The following is a 12344-nucleotide window of genomic DNA, read 5'->3' on the forward strand; positions in this document are numbered from 1 at the left end:
TTTTATTTAAGGAGGATTATATGCGTTATCAAAAACCGAAAGGGACGATGGACATTTTGCCTGGAGAATCTCAAAAATGGCAATATGTTGAATCAATCGCTCAAGATACTTTCAATAAATATCGTTTTTCAGAAATAAGAACGCCAATCTTTGAATCATACGAAGTCTTTGAAAGATCATCAGGTGATACATCTGATATTGTTTCAAAGGAAATGTATGACTTTAAAGATAAGGGTGACAGACGTTTAGCTTTGAGACCCGAAGGAACCGCTGGTGTTGTTCGAGCTTACGTTGAAAATAAACTTTATGGACCAGAACACATCAAGCCTTACAAAGTTTGGTACAAGGGTCCTATGTTCAGATATGAACGTCCTCAATCAGGCCGTCAACGTCAATTCCATCAAATCGGTGTCGAAGCCTTCGGTTCCGATTCTCCAGAATTAGATGCAGAAATTATTTCAGTTGGCTTGGAATTCTTGAACCGTTTAGGAATCAAGAATTTGAAAGTTGCTCTCAACACTTTGGGTGATCCAGAATCAAGAGCAGCTTATCACAAAGCCTTGGTTGATTATTTCACACCATTTAAAGAACAATTAAGTGATGATTCTAAAATCCGTTTGGAAAAGAATCCACTAAGAATTCTTGATAGTAAAGATGCTAATGATAAGAAAATCGTTGCTAATGCTCCATCAATCTTAGATTATTTGAACGATGCTTCAGCACAACGTTTTGAATATCTTAAGAATTTGTTGGATGACCTTGATATTAACTATGAAGTTGATTCAACAATGGTTCGTGGCCTTGACTATTATAACCACACAATCTTTGAATTCATGGTAACTGATCCTGCATTTGACAATAAGGAGATTACTGTCTTAGCCGGTGGTCGTTACAATGGTTTGGTTGAAGAACTTGGTGGTCCAGAAACACCTGGTATTGGTTTCGGACTTGGTGTGGAACGTTTGATGTTGCTTTTGAAGGATGAAGATCTTCCAAGTGCCAATGATCTTGATGTTTACTTAGTAACAATTGGTGAAAAAGCTGAACGTGCTTCAGTGAAAATTCTTTCTAGCTTACGTAGAGCTGGATTCTGTGCGGATAAAGATTATCTACAAAGAAAAATCAAAGCTCAATTCAAGACTGCCAACAACCTAAATGCTAAATATACGGTAACAATTGGTGATTCAGAATTGGAAAATGATACTGCTAGTGTTAAAAACATGGCAACTGGCGAGCAAGTCAGTGTATCATTGGAAAATTTGGCCGAAGAATTGAAAAAAATCGAGGGATAAACATGGAAGAAAGAACAGAATATTGTGGCAACATTACTGAAGAGTATGTTGGTAAAAAAGTTTCTTTAGATGGCTGGGTTCAACGACGCCGTGATTTAGGTGGATTGATTTTCGTTGACCTTAGAGATTATAAGGGTATCGTCCAATTGGTTTTCAATACGGATAATCAAGAAGCACTTGATGCTGCTGAAAAACTTAGATCAGAATACGTTGTTAACGTTATTGGTACTGTTAGACTTCGTGGCGAAGGTGCTACTAACGAAGATATGAAGACTGGTAAAGTTGAAGTTGTTGTTGAAAAGGTTGAAATCCTCAACAAATCTTTGACACCACCATTTGAAATCAAAGACGGTATCGACTCATCAGAAGAAACTAAATTGAAGTATCGTTACCTTGATTTGCGTAGACCTGAAATGCAAAAAGCTATCAGAACACGTGCTCAAATCAAACATTCTGTTAATGAATATCTTTATGACAATGGTTTTATTGACATCGAAACACCTAATTTGACACCATCAACACCAGAAGGTGCTCGTGATTACTTAGTTCCTTCACGTGTTTACCCTGGACGTTTCTTTGCACTTCCACAATCACCACAATTGTTCAAGCAACTATTGATGGTCGGTGGATTTGACCGTTACTTCCAACTAGCACACTGTTTCCGTGACGAAGACCTTCGTGGTGATCGTCAACCTGAATTTACACAAATTGATATTGAAACAAGTTTCATGAACAAGAAAGAAATTCAAACTGTTACTGAAGGACTTATTGCTCGTGTTATGAAAGACGAAAAGGGTATCGAAGTTAAGACTCCATTCCCAAGAATCGACTGGGATGACGCCATGGATCGCTATGGTTCAGACAAACCGGATGTTCGTTTCGGTATGGAATTACAAAACTTGAACGATGTCTTCCAAGATACTGAATTCAAGGTCTTCAAGGGTACTATCGATAACGGTGGTCAAGTTAAAGCTATCGTCGTTAAAGGTGGAGCTGACAAGTATTCAAGAAAGAATATTGAAGCTTACCAAGAATACATCAAACGTTTCGGTGCCAAAGGTTTAGCATGGACTAAATACAATGACAACGAATTAGCCGGTGGTGTTGCCAAATTTATCAAACCTCAAGAAGCTGCTTTAGTTGAACGTCTTGGTCTTGAAAACGATGACTTGTTACTATTCGTTGCTGACAAGAAGAAGGTTGTTGCTGATGCTTTAGGTTACTTGAGAAAAGCTATTGCTAAGGAACAACACTTATATGATCCTAATGAATTTGCATTCATCTGGGTTGTTAACTGGCCATTGTTCGAATATGATGAAGGAATCCAACGTTGGACTGCCGCTCACCATCCATTCACAATGCCAAATGAAGAAGATGTTCACTATCTAAACGATGGCGAAGATCCTCACAAGGCATACGCACAAAGTTATGATATCGTCTTGAACGGTTACGAACTTGGTGGTGGATCAATCCGTATCCACGATTACAAGATTCAAGAAAAGATGTTGAAGGCTTTGGACTTTACTAAAGAAAAAGCTTACGAACAATTCGGCTTCCTATTGGATGCCTTACAATACGGTTGTCCCCCACATGGTGGTTTGGCTATCGGTTTGGATAGATTTGCAATGCTTCTTTCTGGCAAAGACAACATTCGTGACGTCATTGCTTTCCCTAAGAACTCAAATGCTACTGAACCAATGACACACGCTCCACTTGAAGTTGCAAAACTACAATTGGACGATCTTGGAATTGAAGTTAGTAAAAAAGACTAGATAATTATTAATCTCAAGCAAATTATTGCTTGGGATTTTTTTATGTTTTGAAGGATGCCGCCTCCGGACTACAATTACTGACGCCCGAAGGATAGTTCGTTTAAATATCTTGATTAATTAAATTTTAGTTTGTCGCATAATGGATAATGTGTTTGTTAATTATTTTATTTTTAAATTTTGTATGCAATTCGGTTAAAGTCTTAGATTATTAGGAATCTTAAATTAATTAGCGAGTAAAGACGTATATCCATTTAACAAGTACATTAGCCGAAGGCTGGCAGTGATTAACCCGCAGTGGTTGTGATATAAGGATGGAATCCTTATATCACAGGACGTCTTTTGAAATTCGCGTACTTTGCGAAGTTCAAAAGCGAGGTGGGAGACCTTGGCTCACGCCGGTCCACACAGCAGGTTATATCACTGCCAGCCTTCGGCGGCCTCCCCAGAATAAGCAAATATCTAGAAATAATTTAGTGGAAGCATATACTAAAACGTATATAAGAGAAGGAGCGATTTGATGTCTGAGGAATATAAGAAAGATTTAACTAATCTGACTGATGAAGAATACCAAGTGACTCAAAATGCGGCCACTGAACGTGCTTTTACTGGAAAATATGATGATTTCTATAAAAAGGGAATCTATGTTGATGTAGCTAGTGGTGAGCCTTTGTTTTCATCAGCTAAAAAGTATGATGCTGGTTGTGGTTGGCCATCTTTTACTGAACCAATTGCAAAGTTAAAGGAACATCGTGATCAATCGTTTGGCATGGAGCGAACAGAAGTTACTAGTAAATCAGCTGGTTCGCATTTAGGACATGTTTTTACTGATGGTCCACAAGATAAGGGTGGATTACGTTACTGTATCAATTCAGCAGCGTTAAAATTCATTCCCTATGATGATATGGATGAACAAGGATATACTGATTATAAAAAATACGTTGAAAATGGGGATGCGGAATAAATGAAAAAAGAAACTGCAATTTTTGCTGGAGGTTGTTTCTGGTGCATGGTTAAGCCATTTGATGAACAACCGGGTATTATCTCAGTTGTGTCTGGATACTGTGGTGGACACGTTGAAAATCCTACGTATGAGCAAGTTTGTACCGAGACAACTGGTCACGCTGAATCAGTAGAAATAACTTTTGATAGTGAGATTGTTTCATATAAAGATTTAGTCGAACTATACTGGCAAATCGCTGATCCAACGGATGCAATGGGACAATTCCAAGACCGTGGCGATAGTTATCGTCCAGTTATTTTCTATCAAAATGAAACTCAAAAAGAAATCGCAGAAGCTTCTAAAAAGGCTTTGGCTGAATCTGGTGAGTTTTCTGACCCTATCGTTACCAAAATCCAACCAGCAACAGCTTTTTATCCTGCTGAGGACTATCATCAAGACTTCTATAAAAAGAATCCTGAACGTTTTGAGCTCGAAGAGAGTGGCGGACGGGCTGATTTTATGAAAAAACATCAGAAATAAGCTAAAAACTTTGCTATTTGTGCTAATATGTTTAGGTAACTTATGACGACTAGGAGAACTTTTTAGTATGGGTGAATTAGATAAGCTGATTGAAAGACATCAGAACTTATCCAAAATTTCAATAGCATTTTTATATTCGATTGCTGTTTCAATTGCGGTTAACATGTTCTGGACACCAGGTGGGATTTACGGTTCTGGTGTTACCGGTGCTGCTCAGTTGATTTCGACAATTTCACATCGATGGTTGCCATTCAATTTGTCAACTTCAATAATGTATTTCGCTTTAAATGCACCATTGTTTGTACTTTCTTGGCGTAAAATCGACCACAAATTTACATTCTTTACTATAATTGCGGTTGCTTTAGCCAGTACAATGATGCATTTATTGCCACCAGTTAAAATTACAGCTGATCCGTTAGTTTGTGCCATTTTTGGTGCGGTTGCTAATGGATTTGGTACTGGTATGGCATTGAGAAATGGTATTTCTACCGGTGGTATTGATATTTTAGGAATTATTTTGCGTAAGAAAACTGGTAAAAGTGTCGGAACAATTAATATTATGTTCAACATTTTCATCGTTGCCTGTGCCGGATTCTTATTCGGTTGGGTACATGCGCTTTACAGTGCGGTCAGTATTTTCATCAATGGTCAAGTTATCGATATGATCTACAATAAGGATCAAAAACTTCAAGTTATGATAGTTACTTCTAAACCTAAAAACGTTATTACACAAATTCAAAATGAAATGCGCCGTGGTATTACAATTGTCCATGATGCGGAAGGTGCTTATAAGCACGAAGAAAAGACTATTCTTTTCACAGTTATCTCACGTTCTGAATTGCACGATTTGGAAAATGCGATGGCTCTATCCGATCAACATGCGTTCGTGAGTGTTACTGATACAATCACGATTATGGGACGGTTCTATCAGGCTCATATATATTAATTACGTAAAAGTGAAATCATTTGGTTTCGCTTTTTTTGTTGGCTTTTTCCTATGATATAATTTCAGTAGTTAAATCAGGGAGGTTTTTTGATGATAATTGGTTCACATGTTGCAATGAAAGCACCCAAGATGCTTGTTGGTTCGGCCGAAGAAGCACACAGTTATGGCGCCAACGCGATGATGATTTTTACTGGTGCCCCACAAAATACTCGTCGTAAGGACGTTTCAGAGATGAGAATTCCTGAAGGACAGGCACTTTTGAAAGAATATGGGATTGACCACATCATCGGTCACGCTCCATATATCGTTAATCTTGGTAATACTGTTAAGCCAGATAAACTACCGTTTGGGATTGCCTTTATGCACGACGAATTTTTGCGTGCTGATGCATTGGGAATTGAAGCTATCAGTTTTCATCCCGGAGCACATCTGACTGCCGAGCCAGACGTTGCTTTGAAACAAATTGGTCAAGCTCTAAATGAAGCTATCATGCCTGATCAAAAAGTCAGTGTAGCGATTGAAACTATGGCAGGTAAGGGAACAGAAGTTGGAATTACTTTCGAACAAATTGCCGAAATTTTTGATAATTGTCAACAAAATGATAAGTTATCAGTCACAATGGACACTTGTCACATGAGCGATGCTGGTTACGATGTCAAAAACGATTTCGATGGTGTGTTGAATGAATTTGATCATATTATCGGTTTGGATAAATTATCAGTGATTCATTTGAATGATTCGAAAAATGAGATGGGTTCACACAAAGATCGTCACGATGATATTGGCTTTGGTACGATTGGATTCGACGCTTTGAGTTATGTTGCCAACCATCCACAATTGGAAAATGTTCCTAAAATTATGGAAACACCTTATGTTAAGAAAGATGAGAATGACAAGAAGGGCGTTGCTCCATATAAGATGGAAATTGAAATGTTACGTAATAATGTGTTTGATCCAGACATGAAGAATAAATTGATTGCTGGAGAATAGCATAAAAAATACGCTTGTAATCGTTAAATTGATTACAAGCGTATTTATTAGAAATTTATTTTAGCTGTTTTGATAACCGTTGAAATTGAGCTTTTCCATAATAATTGCGGCGGTTTCCTCAATAGAACGGTCAGCAACGTTGATTACGGGGCAACCAAGTTCCTTGTAAATTTGATTTGAGTAATCAAGTTCCTTTTTAATTTCATCACTGTCAGAATATGTTGTATCGGGATTCAATCCGTAAGCAATCATTCTCTGACGACGAATTTTAAGCAAAACATTCATATCATTAGTTAGACCAATGATTTTCTTCTTGTCAACGTCCCATAATTGCTCTGGGAGGTTAGTTGTTGGACCTAATGGTAGATTAGCTACCTTAATATTTTTGTTGGCGAGATAGAGTGACAACGGTGTTTTCGAAGTTCTGGAGATTCCTAGTAAAACTAAATCAGCTTCCAGAAGACCCTTAGGATTTTGACCATCATCATTTGTAATGGTAAATTCCATGGCAGAAATCATATCGAAGTAGTTTTTATCAAGTTCATGGAGCAAACCTTTTTTACGTAAAGGTGTTTGACCAGTCATTTGTGAGAAGGTTCCGATGATTGGGTTTAGGATATCATAGTAAACAATTCCGTTGTTTTGACAAAATTCATTGATGATTTCGCAGATTTTTTTTGAGACAATCGTGTGTAAAACCACTGCTTTCTTCTCTTTTGCCTGATCTAAGATGGTTTTTAGCTGATCATCTTGTTTAATGAATGGATATTTTGTAAAAGTAATATCCATCTCTGGAAATTGTATGAATGCTGCTCTAGCAACTCTTAGGGCAGTTTCTCCGACACCATCAGACAGAACAAAAACGTCTAATTCCTGTTTCATAATAAATTCCTCCAAAAAAAATGTAAAAAAATATTTGAACATTAGCTTCTTTTTGTTATAATAACATATGAACTGCTAGAGCAATAGTACAGTTACGTTTTAAATCGGAAGGAGGGATTATCATATGGCAAAAACCGTCGTTCGTGAAAACGAGTCGCTTGATGATGCTCTTCGTCGATTCAAACGTTCAGTTTCAAAGAGTGGTACTCTTCAAGAATATAGAAAACGCGAGTTTTACGAAAAGCCAAGTGTCAAGAGAAAGTTAAAGTCTGAGGCTGCTCGTAAGCGCAATAAGAAACGTCGTTAATTCGATAGTTTCTAAAGGATTAGTCCTGATTGGCAAATATGCCTGTCAGGACTTTTTTTGTTCTTATTTTTTTCACTAATTTACTTTTCACATTAAGTGATTTAATCTGACCACTAAAAATCTAATGTTTAAATATCTTATATGAACTAATAAATTATAATTAGTCGGAAGAGATGAGGGAGTCTACAGTCGAACAAGCGTTATGTTAGTGGTAAAATGATAGGAGCCATAGTATTGCGCATGGTGCTAGTTGATAACCTACCACAAATATTCCGTAGTTTAAATTTGTTTAAACGTTTTTTACATTAAACTAATAACGATTAACTAGTCGGAAGTGCTGGGAAATATTTGTGTGCCGTGGTAGTGGTATAAGTACGGGAGGAAACTTCCGTACTTATACTACCGGACGTGTTTGGAGACTTGACGAACTGTGTCAAGGCTTCAAACCGAGGTTCGAGACCGCACTTTGGCTCGGGCCGTTCCGCACAGCTTGAGAATATTTCCCAGCTCTGGAGACGGCATATTTAACCAGCATCACACGTATAGTATTATCATTTAATGTAATATACGGAGGGTCGAATTTTATTGACAGAAAACGTTGAACAAATTAAAAAAAGCATTCAGATCAAAAATCCTCAAAATGCAGTTAACCTTTTTGGCGTTAATGACAGTAATTTACATTTAATCGAAGAAGGTCTGAATGTTGAGATCCATGCATTCGGCGACCGTTTAGATGTTACTGGCGTTGAGAGTGATGTTAATAATGCAATGGCATTACTAAGGAAACTGATGGAATTAACTCAATCTGGGATTAGTCTGGGTTCTGCTGATGTTGTCAGCGGTCTGAAGATGCTTGAACGTGGTACTTTGGATTACTTCGGTGATCTCTATAAAGATGAGTTAATCAAAGACTTTAGTGGCAAACCTGTACGAGTACGTAACTTTGGTCAAAGACAATATGTGAATGCCATCAATCATAATGACATTACTTTTGGAATTGGACCAGCTGGTACTGGTAAAACTTATTTGGCCGTAGTCATGGCTGTGGCAGCTTTAAAACAAGGAACTGTTCAAAGAATCGTTCTAACTCGTCCTGCAGTTGAGGCTGGAGAGAGCTTAGGCTTCCTACCAGGTGATTTGAAGGAAAAGGTTGATCCTTATATGCGACCAATCTATGATGCCTTATATGCGATTATGGGCTCAGATCACACTAGTCGGTTACTTGAACGTGGCGTTATTGAAGTAGCTCCTTTGGCATATATGAGAGGTCGTACTTTGGATGAAGCTTTTGTCATTTTAGATGAAGCTCAAAATACAACTCGTGAACAGATGAAAATGTTCTTAACTCGTCTAGGCTTTGGTTCAAAGATGATTGTCAACGGTGATATTTCTCAAATCGATTTACCTGGACACACTCGCAGTGGATTAGTTCAAGCACAATCAATTTTGAAAAATTTACCACATGTTGAATTCGTTAATTTCAGTTCAGCTGATGTTGTTAGACATCCAGTTGTTGCAGAAATTATTGATGCTTACGATGAATCAGATAAAATCGAAAAATAATTACTGGGGATTATTATGGACTTAGAAATTTATAATGATGATAATTTAATTGATCAAAAACGTGAAGATTGGGTGAAAGATATCGTCCAATTTACTTTTAACAAATTGGAGTTGAAGGACAATACACAATTGTCAATCCATTTTGTGACTAAAGATAAGATTCATGAAATCAACAAGGAATACCGTGATACCGACCGAGCAACTGATGTAATCAGCTTTGCTATCAATGATGGTGAAGATTCATTGGATTATTTGGAAGCACAAATTCCTGATTTACCAGTTGATTTAGGTGATCTATTCATCAGTGTTGAAATCGTTGATGAACATGCCAAAGATTATGAACACTCATTTGACCGTGAATTGGGTTATACTATTGTTCACGGTATCTTGCATTTGAATGGTTACGACCATATCAAACCTGAAGATGAGAAGGTTATGATCGGTTTACAAGAGAAAATTTTGAGTGCTTACGGATTGGAAAAATAACTATTAAAAAGAATATTGGACGATAAGCCCGATATTCTTTTTTTTGACCATTCATCTGTATTATAATTATTAACTGAGATACACAAAAAAGGAGACTGAACTAGTGGAAATTAATGAGAAGCAATTATTTGATGTAGCAAATAAGGCAATGACTAACGCCTATGCTCCTTATTCGCATTACACGGTTGGCGCTGCCATTCTGTGTGACGATGGGAAAATCTACTCTGGTGTTAATGTTGAAAATGCCTCATATGGTTTAACAAATTGTGCTGAAAGAACAGCCATCTTCAAGGCTATTTCTGAAGGTGCTAAGCACGTTTCTAAAATTATAATCATCAATGGGACAAAAGAACTATCGAAGCCCTGTGGCGCTTGTCGTCAAGTTATGAGTGAATTTATGGGACCAGAAGATACAGTATTTTTAGCTAACAACACGAATGATTTTAAAGAATATACCTTTAAAGAAATTTTGCCACTAGCATTCAGTGATAAGGACATGGATTAATTATGGATAATAAAAATTACAAATCAGGTTTCGTTGCCATTATTGGACGCCCCAATGTTGGTAAATCAACCTTTATGAACCGCATCATCAAGGAACAAATTGCTATCACTTCACCAAAGGCACAAACAACTAGAAATAAGATTCAAGGAATTTATACTGACAACGAACGTCAAATTATTTTCTTGGATACACCTGGTATTCACAAGCCTCACAATGACTTGGATCAATACATGGACAAGGCTGCCATTTCAGCTCTGAAAGAAGTTGACGCTGTTTTATTCATGACTGAAGCCGGCGAGAAATCAGGCCCTGGTGACAAATTTATCATCGAAGAATTAAAGAAGGTTAAGGCACCAGTCTTTCTAGTCTTAAACAAGATTGATTTGATCAACCCTGACGATATGGCTCCACAAATTGATGAATACAAAGATTTGATGGACTTTGCTGAAATTATTCCTATTTCAGCAACAAATGGTAACAATATCGACGATTTAATCGATACTTTGACACAACATTTACCAGTTGGACCACAATATTATGCTGACGACCAAATTACTGATCACCCTGAGTACTTCATCGTTGGAGAATTGATTCGTGAAAAGATTTTGGAGGATACCCGTGACGAAATTCCTCACTCAATTGCCGTTGTTGTTGAATCAATGAACCAACGTAGTGCAGCCGGAAAACTTCAAGTTGAAGCTAATATCTATGTTGAACGTGATAGTCAAAAGCCAATCGTTATCGGCCGTGGTGGTGCAATGTTGAAGCACATCGGTATCGGTTCACGTATCAAGATCGAACATTTGCTTGGCGAAAAGATCAACTTAAAACTTTGGGTTCGTGTAAAGAAGAACTGGCGTGATGATAAAGCATTCCTAGCAAGTGCTGGATACTCAATGAAGGACTTGAAAGATTAATGGCTAACACGCCTACTAATTTTTTTGGTATCGTAGTTCGGCGCCAACGCTACAAAGAACGGGATGCACTAGTTACCATTTTAACCAGAGAATATGGTTTTAGAACCTTTTTCGTCCGGGGAACGCAAAATGCTAAGTCGAAAATATCAGGCTCAGTAATTACATTTTCATATGGCGAATACTCAGGTGTTATTAAAGATAATGGCCTGTCATTTCTAAATTCAGCTAGTAATATCAAGCAATTTGATGAGATTATGCAAGACATTGAGTTAAATGCATATGCAACATTCTTGTTTGATTTGTATCATGAAGCGTTTGTTGATGATCCAATACCAGACAGCTGGTACAGACTGTTGTTTAAGTCGCTGTTGTATATCGAGAATGGCTATGACGCTCAAATTATCGTCAATATTATGCAGATGAAGTTGTTAGATGCATTTGGAGTATCGCCAAATATGGATTCATGTGTAGTAGGCGGAGAAACAGAAGGGAATTTCGATTTCTCAGTCATATTGGGTGGATTGTTATGCTCAAAACACTTTGACAGCGATATTCATCGATTGCATATTCCCAAGCGAATCGTATATTTTCTACGATTATTCAGTAAAATCAGCTTAGATCAAGTTGGAAGAATTGAGATTAAAGAGAATAATAAAGACTTAATTCAACATGCAATAGATTCAATTTACCTTGGTACAGTGGGATATTATCCTAAGAGCAAGACGTTTATTGATAAAATGAAAAGATGGCATATGTAGTTTTTCATTATATTATTTTTCTGATATTATGAATGAGAAATATATAGCTATCACAAATGTTATCAAGCAATATCTAGCCGGAAGGTACTAAGAGAAGTAGTATGCAGTGAAGGTGGCGTTAGAGCTTTAGCTCTTACACCACGGACGACTTTTGAGACGTGGTTTTCGGCTCAAAAGCGAGGTGCGAGACCTTGGCTCGCGCCGGTCCTCACAGCAGACTACTTCTCTTAGTACCTGGAGGTGTCTCAGTAAACCGATTGACAATCACCAAAAAAATGGTTATATTGATTTATGTTGAAACAGCGACGAAGGACAGTGAAAGCTTCGATCAGATTTATGGCGTACGATTAATTCGAATATAAAAGTGCAGGACTTCGGTCCTGAATTAGGGTGGAACCGCGAATACTCGTCCCTTGCAGAAAGTGCCTAAGTGTACACTGCAAGGG

The 12344-nt window shown here is 37.6% G+C and carries 13 protein-coding genes; 12 read left to right on the forward strand and 1 reads right to left on the reverse strand.

Features of this window, described 5'->3' with window-relative positions:
• Positions 1-20 precede the first annotated feature (20 nt).
• The 6 genes from hisS to AAA923_RS02080 all read left to right on the forward strand — a co-directional run bounded on the left by hisS (position 21) and on the right by AAA923_RS02080 (position 6480).
• Positions 21-1292 carry a histidine--tRNA ligase gene (gene hisS, locus AAA923_RS02055; RefSeq protein ID WP_338214307.1) on the forward strand — a complete coding sequence of 424 codons (1272 nt, stop codon included), beginning with the start codon at positions 21-23 and terminating at the stop codon, positions 1290-1292.
• Between the two features lie 2 nt (positions 1293-1294).
• The gene (gene aspS, locus AAA923_RS02060; RefSeq protein ID WP_338214308.1) at positions 1295-3064 is read left to right on the forward strand and encodes an aspartate--tRNA ligase; all 1770 of its coding nucleotides are present in this window, start codon (positions 1295-1297) and stop codon (positions 3062-3064) included.
• Between the two features lie 517 nt (positions 3065-3581).
• Positions 3582-4025, forward strand: coding sequence for a peptide-methionine (R)-S-oxide reductase MsrB (gene msrB / locus AAA923_RS02065; RefSeq protein ID WP_338214309.1), 444 nt, complete (start codon positions 3582-3584; stop codon positions 4023-4025).
• Positions 4026-4544 (forward strand): peptide-methionine (S)-S-oxide reductase MsrA, encoded by a 519-nt coding sequence (gene msrA, locus AAA923_RS02070; protein WP_338214310.1) that lies wholly within the window; start codon positions 4026-4028, stop codon positions 4542-4544.
• A 67-nt stretch (positions 4545-4611) separates the two neighbouring features.
• Positions 4612-5490 (forward strand): YitT family protein, encoded by an 879-nt coding sequence (locus tag AAA923_RS02075; protein ID WP_041501069.1) that lies wholly within the window; start codon positions 4612-4614, stop codon positions 5488-5490.
• A 90-nt stretch (positions 5491-5580) separates the two neighbouring features.
• Positions 5581-6480: a deoxyribonuclease IV gene (locus AAA923_RS02080; protein ID WP_338214311.1), complete on the forward strand. Its 900-nt coding sequence runs from the start codon at positions 5581-5583 to the stop codon at positions 6478-6480.
• 60 nt (positions 6481-6540) lie between these two features.
• On the opposite strand, the gene AAA923_RS02085 is transcribed toward AAA923_RS02080, so the two are convergent.
• Positions 6541-7362: a pyruvate, water dikinase regulatory protein gene (locus AAA923_RS02085; RefSeq protein ID WP_338214312.1), complete on the reverse strand. Its 822-nt coding sequence runs from the start codon at positions 7360-7362 to the stop codon at positions 6541-6543.
• Between the two features lie 124 nt (positions 7363-7486).
• Between AAA923_RS02085 and rpsU the strand changes: the two genes are divergently transcribed.
• The 6 genes from rpsU to recO all read left to right on the forward strand — a co-directional run bounded on the left by rpsU (position 7487) and on the right by recO (position 11898).
• Complete coding sequence (gene rpsU, locus AAA923_RS02090; RefSeq protein ID WP_010019742.1) at positions 7487-7669, forward strand: 30S ribosomal protein S21; 183 nt, start codon at positions 7487-7489, stop codon at positions 7667-7669.
• A gap of 585 nt (positions 7670-8254) precedes the next feature.
• Positions 8255-9232: a PhoH family protein gene (locus AAA923_RS02095; protein WP_338214313.1), complete on the forward strand. Its 978-nt coding sequence runs from the start codon at positions 8255-8257 to the stop codon at positions 9230-9232.
• A 15-nt stretch (positions 9233-9247) separates the two neighbouring features.
• A complete protein-coding gene (gene ybeY, locus AAA923_RS02100; protein WP_041501065.1) occupies positions 9248-9718 on the forward strand; it encodes an rRNA maturation RNase YbeY in 471 nt (156 codons plus the stop codon).
• A 73-nt stretch (positions 9719-9791) separates the two neighbouring features.
• Positions 9792-10223 carry a cytidine deaminase gene (locus tag AAA923_RS02105; RefSeq protein WP_494515734.1) on the forward strand — a complete coding sequence of 144 codons (432 nt, stop codon included), beginning with the start codon at positions 9792-9794 and terminating at the stop codon, positions 10221-10223.
• 2 nt (positions 10224-10225) lie between these two features.
• Positions 10226-11140 (forward strand): GTPase Era, encoded by a 915-nt coding sequence (gene era / locus AAA923_RS02110; protein ID WP_338214315.1) that lies wholly within the window; start codon positions 10226-10228, stop codon positions 11138-11140.
• The gene (gene recO, locus AAA923_RS02115; protein WP_338214316.1) at positions 11140-11898 is read left to right on the forward strand and encodes a DNA repair protein RecO; all 759 of its coding nucleotides are present in this window, start codon (positions 11140-11142) and stop codon (positions 11896-11898) included. The genes era and recO overlap by 1 nt, the downstream gene beginning before the upstream one ends.
• Positions 11899-12344: the final 446 nt, after the last annotated feature.

This window comes from Companilactobacillus muriivasis, assembly GCF_036246245.1.
Taxonomy (GTDB): Bacteria; Bacillota; Bacilli; order Lactobacillales; family Lactobacillaceae; genus Companilactobacillus; species Companilactobacillus muriivasis.